Annotated in this window: 23 protein-coding genes; 1 reads left to right on the top strand and 22 read right to left on the bottom strand. The window is 36.0% G+C overall.

The window, feature by feature from the left end:
* Window positions 1-75 precede the first annotated feature (75 nt).
* The 10 genes from panD to C1724_RS05970 all read right to left on the bottom strand — a co-directional run bounded on the left by panD (window position 76) and on the right by C1724_RS05970 (window position 8,008).
* Window positions 76-462 carry an aspartate 1-decarboxylase gene (panD, locus tag C1724_RS06015; protein WP_102345803.1) on the bottom strand — a complete coding sequence of 129 codons (387 nt, stop codon included), beginning with the start codon at window positions 460-462 and terminating at the stop codon, window positions 76-78.
* 12 nt (window positions 463-474) lie between these two features.
* Entirely contained in the window at window positions 475-1,320 is an 846-nt protein-coding gene (panC, locus tag C1724_RS06010) for a pantoate--beta-alanine ligase (protein ID WP_102345802.1), read from the bottom strand.
* A 1-nt stretch (window position 1,321) separates the two neighbouring features.
* Complete coding sequence (panB, locus tag C1724_RS06005; protein ID WP_102345801.1) at window positions 1,322-2,155, bottom strand: 3-methyl-2-oxobutanoate hydroxymethyltransferase; 834 nt, start codon at window positions 2,153-2,155, stop codon at window positions 1,322-1,324.
* 288 nt (window positions 2,156-2,443) lie between these two features.
* A complete protein-coding gene (locus tag C1724_RS06000) occupies window positions 2,444-3,424 on the bottom strand; it encodes a biotin--[acetyl-CoA-carboxylase] ligase (protein WP_102345800.1) in 981 nt (326 codons plus the stop codon).
* Entirely contained in the window at window positions 3,409-4,602 is a 1,194-nt protein-coding gene (locus C1724_RS05995) for a CCA tRNA nucleotidyltransferase (protein ID WP_102345799.1), read from the bottom strand. Before C1724_RS05995 ends, C1724_RS06000 begins: the two co-directional genes overlap by 16 nt.
* 10 nt (window positions 4,603-4,612) lie before the next feature.
* Window positions 4,613-5,743, bottom strand: coding sequence for an N-acetyl-alpha-D-glucosaminyl L-malate synthase BshA (bshA, locus tag C1724_RS05990; protein WP_102345798.1), 1,131 nt, complete (start codon window positions 5,741-5,743; stop codon window positions 4,613-4,615).
* Window positions 5,740-6,459 (bottom strand): bacillithiol biosynthesis deacetylase BshB1, encoded by a 720-nt coding sequence (bshB1, locus tag C1724_RS05985; protein ID WP_102345797.1) that lies wholly within the window; start codon window positions 6,457-6,459, stop codon window positions 5,740-5,742. Before bshB1 ends, bshA begins: the two co-directional genes overlap by 4 nt.
* A 10-nt stretch (window positions 6,460-6,469) precedes the next feature.
* Window positions 6,470-6,868 carry a methylglyoxal synthase gene (gene mgsA / locus C1724_RS05980; RefSeq protein ID WP_102345796.1) on the bottom strand — a complete coding sequence of 133 codons (399 nt, stop codon included), beginning with the start codon at window positions 6,866-6,868 and terminating at the stop codon, window positions 6,470-6,472.
* Window positions 6,869-6,880: 12 nt separating this feature from the next.
* Window positions 6,881-7,684, bottom strand: coding sequence for a 4-hydroxy-tetrahydrodipicolinate reductase (dapB, locus tag C1724_RS05975; RefSeq protein WP_102345795.1), 804 nt, complete (start codon window positions 7,682-7,684; stop codon window positions 6,881-6,883).
* Between the two features lie 12 nt (window positions 7,685-7,696).
* A complete protein-coding gene (locus tag C1724_RS05970; RefSeq protein WP_102346753.1) occupies window positions 7,697-8,008 on the bottom strand; it encodes a nucleotide pyrophosphohydrolase in 312 nt (103 codons plus the stop codon).
* Between the two features lie 192 nt (window positions 8,009-8,200).
* Between C1724_RS05970 and C1724_RS05965 the strand changes: the two genes are divergently transcribed.
* On the top strand, window positions 8,201-9,073 hold the full coding sequence (locus C1724_RS05965; protein ID WP_102345794.1) for a YitT family protein: 873 nt from the start codon (window positions 8,201-8,203) through the stop codon (window positions 9,071-9,073).
* 128 nt (window positions 9,074-9,201) lie between these two features.
* On the opposite strand, the gene C1724_RS05960 is transcribed toward C1724_RS05965, so the two are convergent.
* The 12 genes from C1724_RS05960 to C1724_RS05905 all read right to left on the bottom strand — a co-directional run bounded on the left by C1724_RS05960 (window position 9,202) and on the right by C1724_RS05905 (window position 19,744).
* Window positions 9,202-9,885, bottom strand: a complete 684-nt coding sequence (locus C1724_RS05960; RefSeq protein ID WP_102345793.1) for a zinc metallopeptidase — start codon at window positions 9,883-9,885, stop codon at window positions 9,202-9,204.
* A 108-nt stretch (window positions 9,886-9,993) separates the two neighbouring features.
* Window positions 9,994-10,776: a sporulation protein YpjB gene (gene ypjB / locus C1724_RS05955; RefSeq protein WP_102345792.1), complete on the bottom strand. Its 783-nt coding sequence runs from the start codon at window positions 10,774-10,776 to the stop codon at window positions 9,994-9,996.
* A gap of 56 nt (window positions 10,777-10,832) precedes the next feature.
* Entirely contained in the window at window positions 10,833-11,426 is a 594-nt protein-coding gene (locus tag C1724_RS05950; protein ID WP_102345791.1) for a DUF1405 domain-containing protein, read from the bottom strand.
* Between the two features lie 160 nt (window positions 11,427-11,586).
* Complete coding sequence (locus C1724_RS05945; protein WP_102345790.1) at window positions 11,587-12,354, bottom strand: menaquinol-cytochrome c reductase cytochrome b/c subunit; 768 nt, start codon at window positions 12,352-12,354, stop codon at window positions 11,587-11,589.
* 31 nt (window positions 12,355-12,385) lie between these two features.
* Window positions 12,386-13,060 carry a menaquinol-cytochrome c reductase cytochrome b subunit gene (gene qcrB, locus C1724_RS05940; protein ID WP_102345789.1) on the bottom strand — a complete coding sequence of 225 codons (675 nt, stop codon included), beginning with the start codon at window positions 13,058-13,060 and terminating at the stop codon, window positions 12,386-12,388.
* A gap of 14 nt (window positions 13,061-13,074) precedes the next feature.
* Window positions 13,075-13,572 carry a ubiquinol-cytochrome c reductase iron-sulfur subunit gene (locus tag C1724_RS05935; protein WP_102345788.1) on the bottom strand — a complete coding sequence of 166 codons (498 nt, stop codon included), beginning with the start codon at window positions 13,570-13,572 and terminating at the stop codon, window positions 13,075-13,077.
* Between the two features lie 139 nt (window positions 13,573-13,711).
* Window positions 13,712-14,185 carry a YpiF family protein gene (locus C1724_RS05930; protein WP_102345787.1) on the bottom strand — a complete coding sequence of 158 codons (474 nt, stop codon included), beginning with the start codon at window positions 14,183-14,185 and terminating at the stop codon, window positions 13,712-13,714.
* A gap of 96 nt (window positions 14,186-14,281) precedes the next feature.
* The gene (locus C1724_RS05925) at window positions 14,282-14,845 is read right to left on the bottom strand and encodes a ReoY family proteolytic degradation factor (RefSeq protein WP_102345786.1); all 564 of its coding nucleotides are present in this window, start codon (window positions 14,843-14,845) and stop codon (window positions 14,282-14,284) included.
* Between the two features lie 97 nt (window positions 14,846-14,942).
* Window positions 14,943-16,202: a tetratricopeptide repeat protein gene (locus C1724_RS05920; RefSeq protein WP_102345785.1), complete on the bottom strand. Its 1,260-nt coding sequence runs from the start codon at window positions 16,200-16,202 to the stop codon at window positions 14,943-14,945.
* Window positions 16,203-16,345: 143 nt separating this feature from the next.
* A complete protein-coding gene (locus C1724_RS05915) occupies window positions 16,346-17,248 on the bottom strand; it encodes a hypothetical protein (protein ID WP_102345784.1) in 903 nt (300 codons plus the stop codon).
* Window positions 17,249-17,328: 80 nt separating this feature from the next.
* Entirely contained in the window at window positions 17,329-18,621 is a 1,293-nt protein-coding gene (aroA, locus tag C1724_RS05910) for a 3-phosphoshikimate 1-carboxyvinyltransferase (protein WP_102345783.1), read from the bottom strand.
* A 22-nt stretch (window positions 18,622-18,643) separates the two neighbouring features.
* The gene (locus C1724_RS05905) at window positions 18,644-19,744 is read right to left on the bottom strand and encodes a prephenate dehydrogenase (RefSeq protein ID WP_102345782.1); all 1,101 of its coding nucleotides are present in this window, start codon (window positions 19,742-19,744) and stop codon (window positions 18,644-18,646) included.
* Window positions 19,745-19,756 lie beyond the last annotated feature (12 nt).

Raw genomic sequence — 19,756 nt, 5'->3', positions numbered from 1 at the left:
AATGGTTACGTTGCAGTACATCCATTTATTAATTTCATACCTAAAAGTAGCGGAAGCAGCTGAAGACATTTAAGGTTATAGAACAGTTGATGCAGGCTCAGCAGCAATTAATTGTTTAATTGAATTATCTTGTTCATTCATGATGGCAATTTTAGGTCGATGATCTTTAATTCGATCTTCTGGAATCATCGTATAAGAGATAATAATAACGATATCATCCTTTTGAACCAAACGTGCTGCCGCACCATTTAAACAGATAACCCCACTGCCACGAGGACCAGGTATAACATACGTTTCTAACCTAGCACCATTATTATTGTTAACTATGGCAACCTTTTCATTTGCTACGATACCGACTGTATCTAAAATATCCTCGTCAATCGTTACACTACCCACATAATTCAAGTTCGCTTCTGTTACTCTAGCACGATGTATTTTGGCATTCATTAACGTTCTAAACAATGTTTTCTCCCCCTATATGGTAAACGTCAAATTATCTATAAGACGAGCTTTAGTAAACTTTACAGCTAATGCAATGATAATTTTGCCTTTAAGTTTAGTCATTGGCGTAAGATCTGGATATGAATAAATTTCAACATAATCAACTTCCCCACTTGTCGTTTGCTTAATATGTTCTTTTATACTATTCACTATTCTTTCAGAACTAGTTTCACCTTGTTTTATTTGTTGATAGGCATCTCGTAAACTTGCATAAAGCTGTGATGCCTCTAGCCGTTCTTGATCACTTAAATAAACATTTCGGGAGCTTTTCGCTAATCCATCTACTTCACGAACCGTTTCAACTGGAATTAGATCAATTGGAAAATTAAATTCCTGGATTATGTTATCAACAACAGCAACCTGTTGGGCATCTTTCATTCCAAAATAAGCCTTATCCGGAGATATAATATTAAATAATTTCATTAAAACTGTTGCTACACCATTAAAATGTCCTTCTCTAGACTTCCCACAGAGAACATCTACACGATCAGTTACATTAACACCGATAGACATACTTTTGGGATACATTTCCTCTACATCAGGATAAAATATTACGTCTACTCCTGCATTATTTGCCAAGCGTTCATCCCTCTCAAAATCACGAGGATATCTGTCAAAATCCTCATTAGGTCCAAATTGTAAAGGATTCACAAAAATACTCATAGCCACAATATCATTTGCAGCCCTTGCCTCACGTACTAATTTCAAATGACCTTCATGTAGGTATCCCATGGTTGGAACGTAGCCTATACTTTTTCCACTTGTACGATATTCTTTTGATAATTGTTGCATCTCTTTAATGGATCTAATAATTTTCATATTACTTTCCTCCGTACAGAGACACTAGCAGCTCTTCATTCATAGTGAAAGAATGCTTATCTTCTGGGAATTGGCGACTTTTCACATCAGCCGTATACTGTGATATTGCAAGCTTTATTTCCTGATTAATATTTGTATATTGTTTAACAAACTTTGGAACATGTCCAAAGCCATTTTGAATAATATCATGATAGACTAAAACTTGGCCATCCGTTTGCACCCCGGCACCTATACCGATAGTTGGAATAGTTAGTTCCTTTGAAATTAACTCGGCAATTTGTTTAGGCACACATTCTAAAACAATAGCGATTGCACCTGCTTTCTCTGCTGCTTTAGCATCATCCATTAGTTTTTGAGCTGTTTTAGCATCTTTTCCTTGAACTTTATATCCACCAAGAACACCAACAGACTGTGGTGTTAAGCCAAGGTGTCCAACAACAGGCACCCCTGCACTGGTTAAACGCTCAATCGTATTGATAACTTCACCTGCTCCTTCAACTTTCAAAGCATGGGCTCCACCATCTTGAATTAGTCTCTTAGCATTTTTCATTGTATCTTCTACTGATAAATGGTAGCTCATAAAAGGCATGTCAGTTACAATGAATGTATCCTTAGCCCCACGACAAACAGCCTTTGTATGATGTAGCATATCATCAACTGTTACAGGGACCGTGGATTCATAACCGAGAACAACCATACCAAGTGAGTCGCCTACAAGTATCATGTCCACTCCTGCTTGTTCAACCAGACATGCTGATGGGTAATCATATGCCGTGACCATCACAATCGGTTCATTGTTAGCTTTCATTTGTAAAAAATCATTTTTAGTTTTCATCTTTTCCCTCCTCATTTTAAGAGGGAATGATAACCGAATTTAATTAAAATCGTAGTAGTAATTTCTACATTTTTCTGCTTAATAACAAAAAAATTCTTTCCGTACGGAAAGAAGGATTGTAAAAATTTTTCGGTTTATTCATCCCCTGTCCTAGTCCGAAATGGATCAAGGCAGTATTAAATTAAGTATGTTAGACAAAATATAATTCATTGGTGTAGTTCCTTACGGATACTGCCCATCTTAACAATGATAGTATAACAAAACTTTTTTTATGTAAAGAGAAACTCTTCAATTTATTTCAATATCTGCAGAGTAAATATGATGAATCATCCCGTTGTTATCCTCGAGCAACAGCACTCCATCATCTGTTATCCCTAATGCTTTTCCATGCAATGTCTTAGATAATGTTCTGGCCGTAATTTGTTTACCAATACTTATAGCATGACTTTCCCATAGAAGCTTTACAACATGAAAACCATTTTCTAAATAATCGATATACAAGTTTTCTAGTTCTCTAAGTATCGATTGTAAAATTTCCGAGCGATTTAATTTTTTACCTTTTTCTAACGAAAGTGATGTTGCAAATGATTGTAATGATTCTGGAAAATGTTCAATTTGCTGATTTACATTAATACCCATTCCAATAATTACTGCATTTATTCGGTCGGTTTCTGCTTGTAACTCGGTTAAAATTCCTACAGCCTTTTTCCCATTTATTAATATATCATTGGGCCATTTAATATCGCATTGAATTCCGGTTGCTGCATGAATCCCTCTTACGACACTTACAGCAGCTAACAATGTTAACTGTGGGGCTTGTTGTGGCGGTATATTTGGTTTTAAAATAATACTAACCCATATACCAGTATATTTTGGTGAAAACCACGTACGGTCAAGTCGACCTCTACCGTTTATTTGTTCTTCAGCAACAATAATTGTACCATCCGGAACACCTTCAGTTGCAAGCTTATGAGCAATTTTCTGAGTTGACATGACCGACTCTTCATAATGAACATGTCGGCCAATAAACTCTGTCGTTAAGCCAAGATGTATTTCATTTCCACTCACTTTATCAGGCTTTCTTACAATCCGATAGCCTTTTCGTTGTACAGCTTCTAATTCATATCCATCTTTACGCAATTCCTCAATATGTTTCCAAACAGCAGTTCTTGAGCATCCTAATGAATCACTTAGCATCTGCCCTGACACAAACTCCCCTTCATGATCCGAAAAAATTTTTAGTAACTGCTTCCTTATAGTAGATTGCATGAATCGAGCCACTCCTTTATTTCAGCTTTACTATTTTTTACTTCTTTATTCACCACTGCTTTTTCGATGGTGTCAATTAATTTAGACAGCCATGGCCCTCCTTGTTTACTGAACCATTTCAAAAGATCTCTACCAGTTACTGCAAGCTGTTTTCTTGATTGGATAGGTAAGGCTCGATAAATGTTTTCCGATTTTAATAGGAGCTCAGTATGATCACATCCAGTTAAAACTGCATCTAGCTTAATTGCTGATTGGATAATATCCTGTCCATGAAAATATATTGTATATGGTAACAGTCCTTTTTGTTTAAAATCCTGATACGCTTGTATGTGTGCTTTTGTTATTTTTATACGTTGCTTTGAGCATTTCCACTCCTTGAAAAACTGCTCGATATCTACAATATTTAATGTCAAAATAAGCAGTGACCATTTCTCGTCAAGTTTTAGGTTAGTAGGTAAGTATTTTATAAAGTACAGTAATTCCTTTTTTTTCTGGGCAAACATTGGTAGAAATAAATATAGATTTAACTTCACAATATATGCTAAGGCTTGATGAACACCCACACCCTCGAGCAGTTTTTCGAATTCTGCTAACACTCTTTCAACGGATATGTTTTTTAATAACTCCGCATTCTTAAGGATAGATTGTTCCGTTTCCTTACATAAATCAAAATCTAATTGACTTATAAATCTTACGGCTCTCATCATCCTTAAAGGATCCTCAGAAAAGCGCTCATTCGGATTCCCAACAGTTTGGATATATCTATTTTGGATATCCCTTTCCCCATTATATGGATCGACGATTTTACCCAGTTTGTCCATCGCAATAGCATTTATTGTGAAGTCACGGCGACCTAAATCTTTTTCAAGGGAGCCCACAAATTCCACTTCACTAGGACGTCGATAATCCTCATATTTTCCATCAATGCGATAGGTAGTAACCTCATATTGATCATTATCCCATAGTACAACCACTGTCCCATGTTCAATTCCAACGGGTATTGTTTTACTGAACAGTGCTTGTACATGTTGTGGCAACGCTGATGTTGCAATATCAATATCTCTAATCGGTCGGTTTAGAAGAACATCCCGCACAGACCCACCTACAAAAAAAGCCTCATAACCCGCTGCGTTTAAAGTCTCTATGATTGGTAGTGCCTTCTTAAAAGACTCCTCCATACAAGACGCCTCACTTTTCTGATATGGTCCGATAATATATCTGCTCATATTGTTTCACAATTTCTTTTGAATTAAATGATGATTCCGTACGGATGATCCCCATATCACTCATTTGTTTATGTAACTTATCATCGGTTAGCAATTTAATTGATTTGTTAGCAATATCCTCAATATCACCGAGTTCACAGATATAGCCAGTGATTCCATCTTCAATAACCTCTGGTATGCCGCCAACATTTGTAGCGACGCTTGGCACCCCACACGCCATCGCTTCTAATATTACAAGGCCAAAACTTTCTTTTTCAGAAAGTAAAAGTTTTAAATCGCTAAATGAAAATATTTCTTCAATATTTTCTTGTTTTCCTAAAAATCTCACACGATGAGCGAGTCCCTTTTCTTTTACCATTTTACAAACAACTGTAAATTCAGGACCATCGCCAATCAACAATAATTTTGCATTTACTTCTTTTTGAATGCGTTCAAAAGCTAGAATAACATCGGGTACCCGCTTAACTTGACGAAAGTTAGATACGTGTATGATCACCTTTTCATCATCACAAATTCCATATTGTCTTTTTAATGGATGTGCCTCACGCTTATAATACACGCGTTCATCGACAAAATTATAAACAGTTTCAATTGGCTTGGTTGTTTCTAGTAATGTCTGTGTCTCTTCTTTAAGATGATTTGAAACAGCTGTTACTGTATCTGATTTTTCAATTCCAAAACGGATAAGTTCACTTAATGACGGATCATGACCTAATACGGTAATATCCGTGCCATGTAAGGTGGTTACAATTTTAAGGTGTTCTCCTACCATTTGTTTGGCAAGAAAAGCACAGATTGCATGTGGGATTGCATAGTGAACATGAAGTAAATCTAACTCTTCTCGCTTTGCAACCTCAGCCATTTTGCTTGCTAATGATAAGTCATAGGGTGGATATTTGAACACCGAATACTGATTTACATCTACTTCATGGAAATATAAATTCGAGTACCATTTATTCAAACGAAATGGCACGCTTGACGCAATAAAATGGACCTCGTGTCCTCGTTCTGCTAACAATTTTCCTAACTCGGTTGCTATTACACCCGAACCCCCGACAGTTGGATAACATGTAATGCCAATTTTCATCTTCATACTGAACCTCTTTCAAAGAAATCACAACTTAACAGCAACGGTTTTTCCGAAATAAAGCCTTCTGCAAAGGTGACACCCACTTCTTTTCCAAAGAGACGATCTCGTGCCTCAACAGTCTCAATGTAGCCATGTGTTAAGGGGGTATCTACACTGCCCGTTAGAACTTCAAACTGGCTGTGATAAGCTTTAAGTGCCGTTATCTTTGTATCCATTTCAGCAGTAATATCTATTACAAAATCTGGATGGTGAAAACCATTGATCATATAAGAATAGTGATTACTCACGCGATGTGCGGAAAGTCCTAAATCATCTTCATACTTCCTAATTCCAGCTGAAAAAATTGCTTCTCTCACCAAATGTCCGCATTGGCCATGATCTGGATGGCGGTCTTTATGATAAGGTGAAAAAATAACCCTTGGTTTTAATTGTCTAATAAGCGTAACAATCCTATTAATATATTTTTCGGCAACCAATAACCCCCTATCAGGCAAGCCAAGATTAACTCGCTTATGTACATTTAAAATTGTTGCAGCCTGTTGCGCCTCTTGTTTTCTTAAAATAACATTTCCATTTGATGAAAGTTCGGCTTCTGTTAAATCACAGATTGCTATTTTATACTCTTTTTTACTATATTTAAAAATAGTTCCTGCCATTCCGATTTCAACATCATCAGCATGTGCACCAAATGCCAATATGTCAACACCATTTATATCCATTTTTATTCCCCTACTTGTCCTGTATTGTCCTCCAATTAAAATCACCGCGTTCTAAGCCGTGAATTAATATTTCCGCTGTCCCCATATTAGACGCAAGCGGTATATTATAAACGTCACAAAGACGCAGCAACGCACTAACATCTGGTTCATGCGGCTGAGCTGTTAATGGATCCCTAAAAAAGATGACCATGTCCATTTCATTTTTTGCAATCAATGATCCTATTTCCTGATCTCCACCTAATGGTCCGGATTGAAAGCGATAGACATTCAATCCTGTCGCTTCAATAATTTTTAAACCTGTAGTGCCGGTTGCAAATAATGAATGCTCTTCCAATATAGGTTTATAAGCAGAAACGAACTGAATTAACGATTCTTTTTTATTGTCATGGGCAATTAATGCGATGTTCATCCGTATTCTCCCCTATTCCATTATGTTTTCTAAACCGTAAACTAAAACATCAATTTTCATAATCGTTTCAACAGCAAGTTTAACACCGGACATAAATGAAGAACGATGGAGAGAATCATGACGAATTGTTAGTAGTTGTCCATTACCGCCGAAAAGCACTTCTTGGTGAGCAACTAGGCCAGGAAGTCGTACACTATGAATTCGCATTCCATCTAGGTCTGCTCCCCTTGCACCTTGCAATGTTTCCTTTTCATTTGGATGGCCTTGTGCTTTCTGAGCCCGTTCCATCTTTATTAACTCTGCTGTTTTAATAGCAGTTCCAGACGGTGCATCAAGCTTTTGATCATGATGTTGTTCAATTATTTCCACATCAGGAAAATATTTTGCAGCCATTTGGGCAAATTTCATCATTAGAATCGCACCTATTGCAAAGTTTGGCGCAATAATCACACCAATTTTTTTCTCTTCTGCTGTTTTTGCTAAATCCTTTAATTCTGTTTCGTTAAAGCCTGTAGTTCCAACTACTGGACGAATTCCATAACGCAATGCGGCTTCTGTATGTTTACGGCCAATTTCAGGTGTTGTTAAATCAACTAAAACATCCGCTTTTATTTCTTGGAAACATTTTTCAACATCATCATAGATTGGCGCATCAATTGCTGGAAGTCCTTCAATACTTGAAATGAGTTGTCCTCCGAATTTTCTATCAATAGCCGCAACTAGTTCGAAGTGTTCGGTAGCTTGGATTAGTTTTAAAGCTTCCTGCCCCATTTTCCCCCTAGGTCCTGCAACAATAATTCGTATGTTCTTTTCCATCATTAATTCCTCCTACTCTTTTCTTGTCCAACGGTTTTTATCTCTTGTATTGAACTTTTTCATTACTAAATCAAATGATTCATCTAGACTGATATTTAGTGAATTTGCAAAACATATAAGAACAAAAAGTATATCTCCCATTTCCTGCTCAATTGTTTTTTCTTCTTCATCTACTTTTTTTGGCTTTTCCCCATAATAATGGTTAATCTCTCTTGCTAGTTCTCCAAGCTCCTCAGTCATTCGTGCTAACATCGCTAGCGGACTAAAGTACCCTTCTTTAAATTGACTTATGTATTGATCTACTTCGTCTTGCATATCTTTCATTGTTTTTTGTTCCAAATTATCCACTCCATGAGACTTAGTTTCTATTATCTCATGTTAGCTAAAATTAGTCATTTTGACAAATATTTAGTTAATTCACCAATTTAAATATATCTTGTGTATTTATTTGTAATTTTTCCATACTAACAATATCAATAATGTTGATCACCAATAGTAACAGGAGGGTTCAGTTTTATGAAGGTGGACATTAAGTTAATAAATATTTTGTTTATTTTACTCGGTTCAGCCATTTTTTCTTTTGGGATTGTACATTTTAATATGGAGAATAGTCTTGCTGAAGGTGGATTTACTGGCATTACATTATTATTTTATTTTCTATTTAATATAGATCCTTCTATTACTAACCTCGTCTTAAATATACCAATATTTTTTATTGGCTGGAAATTACTTGGACGAAATGCCTTTATATACACAGTTATAGGAACATTCAGTGTATCGATTTATTTATGGATATTTCAGCGTTATAGTCCTTTATCAATGCCATTGCATGATGATCTGGCTTTAGCTGCTTTATTTGCCGGGGTGTTTCTTGGAGTAGGTCTTGGCATTATTTTCCGTTATGGCGGAACAACTGGTGGAGTCGATATTATCGCAAGATTAGTTTATAAATATGTCGGTTGGAGCATGGGTAAAACAATGTTTTTATTTGATGCAGTAGTAATTCTTACCTCGCTCGTTTATTTATCATACCGTGAAGCTATGTATACATTGGTAGCAGTATTTGTTGGAGCAAAAGTTATTGATTTTATGCAAGAGGGCGCTTATGCAGCAAAAGGAGCTACAATAATTTCAGATCAAAATGATAAGATAGCTACTGAAATAATGGATACAATGGACCGTGGAGTTACAGTCCTTAAGGGAGTTGGCCGCTTTACAGGTATCGAAAGGAATGTTTTATATTGCATTGTAGGTCGAAATGAAATAGTTAGATTAAAGGATATAATTATTTCGATCGATCCTAACGCTTTTGTAGCCGTAACAGATGTTCATGATGTTCTTGGTGAAGGGTTTACCTTAGATGAAAACAAAAAACCAATTGAAAAATAGAAAAGTAAAATAACCCAATAGTTCCAAATCCTAAAAAAACACATGGTGATAATCAAAGAGAAAATCACCATGTGTTCATTCTATGTTTAGAAAAGTCTGCTAATTAATCGTTTTTGTACAATGAGAAACTAGTCGTCATTTCCTACCATACCAGTATACATTAGAAGGAGACGAACTAATTCTAGGACAGCAACAAGAGCTGCTGCTACGTAGGTAAGAGCTGCTGCATTCAAAACCTTACGAGTCTCGCGCTCTTCATCGTTACGGATAATTCCGGCGGATACAATTTCATTCATAGCACGGCTTGACGCATTAAATTCAACTGGCAACGTAACCAATTGAAACAACACTGCCGCAGCCATAAAAATAATACCTAAAAGTAGCAACCCACTCAACCCAGCAAAAATACCAATCATTATTAAAATCCAAGAAAGATTTGAGCCAAGATTTGCTACTGGTACTAAAGCATGTCTAAAACGTAACGGAACATAGTCTTGTTGATCTTGGATAGCATGGCCGACTTCATGAGCTGCGACAGCAGCACCAGCTATTGAGTTGCCATAAAAATTGTTTGTTGATAAGCGCACTGTTTTGGATCTAGGGTCGTAATGATCTGATAACGTTCCAGGAGTCTCCTCTACTTTAACACTATACAAACCATTATCATCTAATATTTTCCGAGCTACTTGCGCACCCGTCATACCAGACGATGCAGGTATTTGAGAATATTTACGATAAGCACTCTTCACCCTAAATTGAGCCCATAGCGGTATTATAATAATTAGCGCAAAATAAACTAAAAATCCTCCCATGCTTTACATCACTCCATTTATTATAGTTAATTTGATTTTAGTTGAAAGTATATTAGTACGTCAATTCAGAACTCTCAAGATATATTATATTGAAAATAACTATAATAATTAATGACGCCCGCGGAATTTAATTGTACTTATTTGCTCACTCTTATATTTTCTCCAACCTACATAAAGTAATGTAGAGAAAATAATGCTACCTGTCGTAACCATCACCCAAATAAATGAGGGATCCACTTCATTTTCTTCCATACTGCCAAAAATAATTAACAAGTCTTTTTCCATTAGCTCAAGGTGTTCTTTTTTATTTTTCCCACTAACACTATCATACTTCTCTAAAAAGCGAATATGGGAATCCAGCTTAGCAATTTGGTCAGGGTCTAGATCAATAACTAAACTTGGATAAATTATAGATAAATGCTCTGAAAACTCATTAAATTGCTGCTTAAAATTTTCATTTTCGTTATTAAGAGCTGCTGACTTCAGAGCATTAAAACTTTTTAGTATTGTGTTTTCCATCTCTTTCCAAAGAGGCTGATGTTCAGAATGAAGGGCATCAATGGCTAAACGTAACTGTGTTACTTTTTTCACACTATCTTGACGTTCTTGGTTAACAGCTGTTAAAGCTTTTAGTGCTTCATCAGTTGTGATAGTAATTACCCTTAAATCATTCATCGTAATGTTTTCATCTTTTGGATATGTTTTCATAAATTGCTCAGAAAAATGTGTAAGCATTTTTTTAGCTTCTTCGTATTTTTCCTGTTTTGTTAATAGAAGGGCTTGATCAACAATATCATCTAAGTAAGACCACGCCTCATCGTTTTGCGCATTTATAGAATGAGGTAACGAAAAAAACATTAGAAATAACAAAATAAATACGATTTTCCTCATACTTGTCCCTCCTTAAGCTTAGTAAATCTTATGTGCGAAAGGACAAGAGTAGAACATTAAATAAGGGTCGTTTTATAGTGATTCTTTCTAACACATAACCAATAGGCAAAAGTGATAGATAATATGCTGAGCCAGAAGGTAAAATAACCAATTTGTGGCGTGAATTCATTTAACATTTGATAGCGCGGCAGCATAAAAAAGACATAATCAATCACATCATTATGTAGAGTCCAAACAGCAGCTATAATTAAATGCCATATTTTTATACGATAATATGGTGCAAATAATAACCCTTCGATTGCCATTGCTAAATGTGAAACGATTAACATATAGCCTTGCAATGGCAAGCCTCCTGAAGCCTGTAATACAAGTAAATTCATAACGACAGCCCATATTCCATATTTAAATAAAGTTACAATCGCTAAAGCTTCAATTAATGGCCAATTTTGTCGCATTAAAAAGGCAATTAATACAAAAACAAAAAATAAACTAGCCGTTGGACTATCTGGGACAAATATTAAAAAATGTGCTGGTGTTTCAGCTAGCTGCCACCCATACCATATATAACCATATATAGTCCCAAAAATATTTATAATTAACAACCACCATAACACCCATCGCTGACCTAACAGCTGGATAATAAATTTCATAATTTCCACTCCGAACTTTAATATGTAGTAATAGCAATATCTAAATAAGTTAAACCAATACTTATAAGATAACAAGCTCAACTTCAGCTGGCAAGCTTAAGACCGTCTTGGAGACAGAAAAAAACTGACCTTCTTTTGAAAGTCAGTTTTTTATGAATGATTATTTAGTTCCAAGTGCTGAAATAAATTCTGCAAGCTGTTGAAGTTCTTCATCTGATCCTTTGAACATTCCTGGTGGCATAGTACCTTGTCCATTAACAGCAATGTTTGCAATTTCATCAGGAGTTAAACCAGTACCTACTAATGATGGAGCAGCTGGTCCACCCGTTAATTCAGTACCATGACATGATAAACAGCCGCTTGTTTCCATTGCTGCATACCCAGGATCTGCTTTATCAAACTCTACAGTTTCAACGATCTTCGCTGATTCTGCTTTCGCTTCCCAATCAACATGAACAGCAGATTCCCACGTTAAATAAGTTGTAGCTGCTATTGCTACAAGCATTAAACCAACCGCAACCGGACGCTGAGATGGTCGACGCCCTGGACCACGATCTAACCATGGCGCTAACAATAACGAACCAAATGCTAAGCCCGGAATAATTAATGCACCAATAACTGTATATGGACCTGAAGCAAATTCATATTTTAATAACTGATACAAGAACAAGAAATACCAGTCTGGTAATGGTAAATAACTTGTATCGGTTGGATCAGCTACGCGTTCAAGCGGTGATGGATGGGCAATAGTTAATGAGAGATATCCCATTAAGAATACAGCCCCCACCATCCATTCTTTTAATAGGAAATTGGGCCAAAACGCCTCCGTTTTTCCTGGATATTCGGAATAGTCTTTCGGAATATTCGGTTTTCTCTCAGCTGGTACACGAGAGTCCCCAACGAATTTCATACCTTTTCCGCGATGCATCGTCTTCCCTCCCTTTAGTTAAAGTATTATTCTACAATGGTCCTGAAATACCTTGTTTTCTAATCATCATAAAGTGGGCTCCCATTAGCCCAAATAATGCTGCAGGTAAGAAGAATACATGAATCGCAAAGAAACGTGTTAATGTTTGAGCACCAACAATCTCAGGATGTCCAGCAAGCAATGTCTTGATTGCTGTACCGATCACCGGTGTCGCTTCTGCAATTTGTAAACCTACCTTTGTTGCAAATAACGCCTTCATATCCCAAGGTAATAGGTAGCCTGTAAATCCTAACCCTAACATTACGAAGAAGATTAACACACCTACAACCCAGTTTAATTCACGTGGCTTTTTATAAGCCCCTTGGAAAAATACACGCAATGTATGTAAAAACATCATTACAATAACAAGACTTGCTCCCCAGTGATGCATTCCGCGCACAATAACACCAAATGCCACTTCGTTTTGCAAATAATAAACTGATTCCCAAGCATTTTTAATATCTGGAACATAATACATTGTTAGAAACATTCCTGATAATACTTGAATGACAGTTACGAAGAACGTAAGTCCGCCAAAACAGTATACAAAAGCAGAGAAGTGGTGAGCTGGGTTAACATGCTCAGGTACTTCATGGTCAGCAATATCACGCCATAAAGGCGTAATGTCTAAACGCTCATCTACCCAATCATAAATTTTATTAAGCATTGATTACGCCCCTCCTACGCTCGTGGTCTAGCTTTACCAAGATATAAAGTTCCACCTTCAACTTTTTGATCATAAATATCTAAGCCAGCTGTTGGTGGTGTACCAGGTACGTTTGTACCATCTTTTTCATACAATCCATCATGACATGGGCAATAGAACATGTCAGTATGCTTAGGATCATTCCATGTTACTGTACAGCCTAAATGCTTACATACAGGTGACATTGCGACAATTTTACCAGCATCATCCTTGTAAACCCATGCAGACATCGTAATATCTGATTCATACCATGCATCAACTTGACGTACAGTAAAGTCAAAACGTTGTGGATCAGTTGTAATTTTAGACTCTTCAGCAACTGCCACAAATTCACCTTCAGAGGCAGGCTTTAATACCGGGTCAATTGCAAAACGAACCATTGGAGCCAACATCCCCGCTGCCATAAATCCACCTACTCCTGTAAGAGTATAGCTCAGAAATTGACGTCTAGAAACTCGATTATCCTTACTCATTTTCTTCCCCCCTCTATTAAAGGATAGTCCACCCGGACAATTCTTATAAACACACATATAACTAGGACATACTCATGATAGCGCAAACTTGTCATCAGGTCAATAAAATCCTGTGCGAAAAACAGCGAAAAACAACGAATTAAACATCTTGTTCTTCTTTTTCCCACATATTCATAATAATTGATAAGACCTGCTTCATTTGTGCACTAATCATCTTTTCAATCGTTTTTCGATCGATGTTTTCTAGTGAGATATTAGGTAACCATAATAACGAAGAATCTAACTGCTTCTCTTGAAGTTTCCAATCTGAATCAGCGGTAATATAGATAATATGTTTAGCCCCACCTTCTTTCAGAACTTGATGCCAAATGTTTAGGCGCTCGACAAGACCTGATTCTTGTTCTTCTTTTAAATATGTAAAAGCTGGCAGCATTACTAGTCTGCCTTTAAACTGTCGTTCTAATTCTATCGAAATCATAGAAATATAATCTCCCATTTCAACGGTGGATTTTACTTCTCCTATTAATGTAATCGGTACTAATGGTACCACGACTGTATCCACATACTCTTTGGCTTGTAAAAACATGTCCATATCTGTAGTTGTCCATTTCATAAATATCGCTCCTTCTAGACTTTGCTAAATACTAATTTATTGCTGTTGTATTCTCACTATATTAAAGCATGTTTTAGATCAAAAAAAAACCTTCCTCTAATTAGAGGAAGGTTTTGGGTCTTGCAGTATTTCGTTCAGTTTTTTTGTAAGGTTCATAAACTCTTGATGATTTTGTTCATCGAGCGCGGCATCAATAAGCTTCAATAATTTCTCTTTTTGAAAGGTAATAATAGATTGTTCAAGGAATTTCTCTGCCAACAGCTGGTCTTTTTCATTTATTTGAAGATGTTTTGGCATAAACTTATTATCTTCTAGAACCGCCACATATTGAGCACATGAAAAAGAGGATCGGAAGTTTAATTGAATATAAATATCTTGGTCTCGGTTTAGACGGATATCATGAAATGATTTTTCTGCGTCTGTTGTCATAACATTCTCTTTATAGAATCTAAACGGAACATCATCTACACAATGTGTAGACATAATTAATCCTCTGGGACAATATTGTGCTTGTTCTACAAAATGAACATTCCTCATTAATTGGTCATGACTCATTAAATAATTTAATATCCATACGCATTCCCGTCTTTTCAACTGATAATGATTTAAAAACCAGCGGACAAATTCTTTTTTTTCGTTGACAGATACAGGGGTAGCCATAATTATCCCTCCTCTGTGGTCTCTACTCTCCTACTTTTTAAATTCTTTCCATGGCAACAATCTCCTGCATAAACAAAAATACAAATTCCTACAAAACCTACCACTGTTCCAACCTCATTAACTCCTCTTCGATTTCAATATTTGCAGGGTCTATTTCGAGGATTTTTCTAAACATTGCTTTTGCCTTTTCACGATCTCCTTCTTCTAGCAAGAAATAACCATATTCCTCTAGAAACTCTTTGCTGTCTTTAAAAGAAGTATATGCGTTTTCATAGTGGTTTAATGCTTCTTTATACAGGTCTAATTGTTTTTTTGCATTTGCAAGATCCCACTCAAATTGTGGATCATATTCACCATCAGCAATTGCTTTTTCTAACAATAAAATTATCTCTTCATATTGCTCATTGTATAAATAAAAACTCGACAACAGCGATAGCGCATCAATATATCCTGGATCAATTTCAATTGCTTTAGACAAGTATCGCTCGACTTCATCGTGTTTTTTTAATTTCATTGCCATCTTTCCACCATAAACAAGAAGTTCCTTGTTATCTGGATCAATTTGTAGGCCTTGCTTAATAATATTATAACTTTCCTCAACCACACCCTCGTGTTCATATGCTTTTGCTAAATATAAATAAATCGGTATATATTCTGGGTCGAGTTCTTTTAATTCATTCCACTTACCAATAGCATATTCATAGCGTTCAAGTTGAAATGCAGTGAAGGCCAAATTAAATAATGCATTTAATTCGATGTTATCCTTTAAACCTTCCTCATAATGAACAAATGCATCCTCGAATTTACCAATATGAACATAGGCATCAGCTAAAAGTAAATGAGCATTTGAATCCACTTCTTCCTTTCGTTCAATCACCTTATTCAAAAAAGGAATAGCCTTCTTATACTCACCAATATCTGCATAAAATTGACCCAGACCTAAATCTATTAATATTTCGTCAGGGGCAAGCACTTTTGCCTTCAATAATTTTTGTTCTGCCGCTTCATCCAATCCTTGCATTTGGAATAAATCCGCCATTATCACTAACGACTGAAGATACGCAGGATCACTTTCTTTTATTTCATCTAAATAATCAAGTGCTTCTACTTCATTTTCTTGCTCGATTTCAATTTCAGCCGCATAAATATATAACTGACCTTCGTCAGGGTATAGTTCCAATAGCTCTATAACGATTTCTTTGGCTTCATCCAAAAATCCCCACTTTAAGTACAAATCAGCGATCATTATTTTTTCCTCATGGTTTGCAATTTGCTTTAAGCTATGTAAATAATTAATGCCTTCTGATATATCCCCATTTTCAACTAGTTTTATCGCTTTTTCTAGTTTTTCAAACATTGCCCAAACTCCCTTATAAATAATTTAATTAAAGATGGTACACGTTAAATGTCCCAAAAAGCATAGGTGTAATTTTCTTTGATTTTTAATAAGTTTAAACGTTTGTAAGTAAAATAATAACCATCATTAATGATGGTTGTTTTCTATTGGATCGTTGCAAAAAGACCTGGTATATTAACTTTTAATTTTTCCCCATAACCTGGAAAATAATTCACTGTATCCATAACTTTCATGATTCTCCCTTTATGGACGGTAATGATTGGTTCTTGTTTATCATAATCAAGTTTATCTTTTTCTTCAACTTTCGAGTCTATAGACGGGAAAGAATATAAATTGTAATCAAGGTCATTTCCAATTAGCAGTTCCCCTTTTTTTGGATAAAGACCAATCTGTTTTAAAATGGTTTTTGGTATTGGAGATAAGTCTGTAGGAAAATTCAAATGCGTTGGAATTTTATTAATTGTACAAATTTCTTCCCATAATTGTTTTTGCTCTTTATATATTTTCTTATTTTCAGTTTTCCAGAGTGGATAGATGGGCACATTGTATAAGTACATCGCCTCTCTTATCCAACCCCACGGGACATAATAAAGATTTGTGTGATCGCTAATATCAACTAAAATAAATGGAATTTTATGTTTTTTACATAGTCGAATCATAGTGGGTGTCAATTTTTCTACGGGTAGCTGTAACCCAATTTCATAATCAAGAGTACTATTAATCATACAGTGATTAGCATAATCAAGCTTTTGCTTAAAGCCTTCTTCGTAAGCCATATAAAAAGAAGTAAGAATTGTTGTGCATCCCTTTTGTATCAGCTTTTTAATTCGATTTCGATACTCAAAAGAATTTGCTATCGTTAATAAGTCAAGGTCATTTATTATTTGACCCGATGTCATAAAATATGAAGATGCATCCATTCGCATTCCTTTATACTGTTTTAAGCTTGTACTATAATAGCCAATCTTCTTATCCTCAACCAGAAAAGACCTTACGATTATTCCTTTATCTAATACTACATTGGCATGTTCAATAATATAGCGCAAAATAAAATGTCCCCCTATCAGCTTGTACATGCTTTCTTTCATACAAGTTATGATAGAGAAGGACATATTAGAACTACACTTTATATTTGGACAAGCTCATTTAAGTGTTCAAAGAAATTAGGGTAAGAAACCGAAATGGCCTCAGCATTCAATAGATTGGATTCAGAAGATGATAACAACGCTGCAATTGCCAACATCATACCGATCCGATGATCACCAAAACTATCCACTGTTGCACCGTGTAACGCTGTTTTACCTTCAATAATCATTCCGTCTTCAGTTGGCTTTATGCTTGCCCCCATTTTTTCAAGTTGCGATACCACTGTATCGATCCGATTAGTTTCTTTTACCTTCAACTCAGCAGCATCTTTAATGGTTGTTATCCCCTCTGCTTGAGTAGCTAATAATGCAATAATCGGAATTTCGTCAATAAGGGTAGGTATAATTTCGCCACCAATTTCAATACCTTTTAAGTTTGATGTTGTAATAGCTAAATCAGCTATTGGTTCACCATTTACTATTCTTTCATTTTGTACGGTCAAGTTAGCACCCATATCTGTTAACACATCAATTATCCCTCTACGACTAGAATTCATCCCAACATTTTTAAGATAAATAGAACTGTTTGGAACAATTGCGCCTGCTACAAGAAAAAACGCTGCAGATGAAATATCACCAGGAACTTCAATATGTGTTGCGGTCAGTGCTTGGCCACCTTCAATTGAAACCTTCAACCCTTCGCGTTTTACTTTAACACCAAACGCTTCAAGCATTCTTTCTGTATGATCCCTCGATAAAGCAGGTTCGGTAACAGATGTTATTCCTTCAGACCCAAGCCCCGCTAATAATATGGAAGATTTCACCTGTGCACTAGCAACCGGTGATATGTAATCAATCCCTTTTGTCTGACCGCCACGAATGGAAATTGGTGTATATTGTCCATTTTCACGTCCATCGATTTTGGCGCCCATTGTTGCTAATGGTTTTGTTACCCGGCTCATTGGTCGCTTACCTATCGATTCATCGCCAATAAGTATAGAATGAAAAGGACATGTTGCTAAAATTCCAAGCAATAATCTTGTTGTAGTTCCAGAATTCCCAACGTCTAGTAATTCTTTAGGTTCTACTAACCCGTTTATTCCGTTAGATTCTACTTCTACGTAATCTTCTTGTTGAGTGATCTTGACACCCATTTTTTGAAAACAACTAATTGTACTTAAGCAATCTTCACCAGGAAGAAATCCTTTAATTGTTGTTTTACCTTTAGCAATCGACCCTAACATTACAGCTCGATGTGAAATGGATTTATCACCCGGAACTGTAATAGTCCCTGTGAGTTTAGAAATATTAAATAATAAACGTTTCGAAGACAAGTAGGCACCCCCATTACAATAATTAAGTTGCTAGGTATGTTTCATAATTATATCGTTCCAAGCAGGATTGTGCACTTTTTCGATCTTCATCATTTCGAAAGCTTAATCGTAAAACTCCCATGATATCCTCACGTGCTTCTATAATCCTTATATTTGTTATACTGATCTCTTCCTTAGCAAGAATCCCTGTGACTTCTGAGATTATACCAGGATAGTCAGGAACATCTACATATAGGTCATAAAATGAAGGTATGGCTCCTTTTTCTTTCACTGGCAGGCCATCTCGGAATTGTTTGGCTTGCTGAAAGTAATTATAAATTTCCTCGCTATTTAGAGTAGCGATCATTTTTTTTATATTATCCATTTCTATCTGCCAATTATCAAAAAGCTGCAATAGTGAATCTTTATTATGCAACAAAATATCACGCCACATAACAGGACTACTTGAAGCAATTCTAGTAATATCTCTAAATCCGCCAGCAGCCATTCTTGAAACAGTTGAATTCTTCTCATCAAATATAGCAACTTGGTGTACTAAGCTAGCTGCAATTATATGCGGAAAATGACTTATTGCTCCAACAATTTCATCATGTTCCGATGGTGATAATACAATAAAATTAGCTTTTGTACCTTCTAACCATGCTTGCAATTCCTCAAGCTTTTCGGATGGTACTTGATCGGTTGGAGTTAGTATATAAAAAGCATTTTCAAAAAGATGCGGTCGAGCTGCACTAACACCGCTTTTATGAGAGCCAGCCATTGGATGACCACCGATAAAAGTAATATTGTTATCAAGCAATATCCTAGCTTTTTCAACTATTTGTTTTTTAGTACTTCCAACGTCTGTAATAATAACTGATGGTTTTAACTTAGTATTTGCCAGTTCTTCCACTATTAACTCTGTTTGTTGAACTGGTGCTGAAATAAGGATTAAATCGGCATTTTCAGCACCAGCTTTTAAATCTGTAGTGTACTCATCTATAACCTGCAATGTTTTAGCTAGGCGAAGACGTTCCTCGTTCACATCGTAGCCTAGCACCTCAACATCCTGGGTTCTTTTAATTGCTAATGCAATCGAACCACCGATAAGACCAAGTCCAACTACAAAAACTTTTTTTTTCAAGCCGTGCTCCTC

This window comes from Bacillus sp. Marseille-P3661 (genome assembly GCF_900240995.1).
In the GTDB taxonomy this organism is placed as follows: Bacteria; Bacillota; Bacilli; order Bacillales; family Bacillaceae_J; genus OESV01.
The sequence above is the reverse complement of the archived record's forward strand: the minus strand, read 5'-3'. Positions and strand labels throughout refer to the sequence as shown.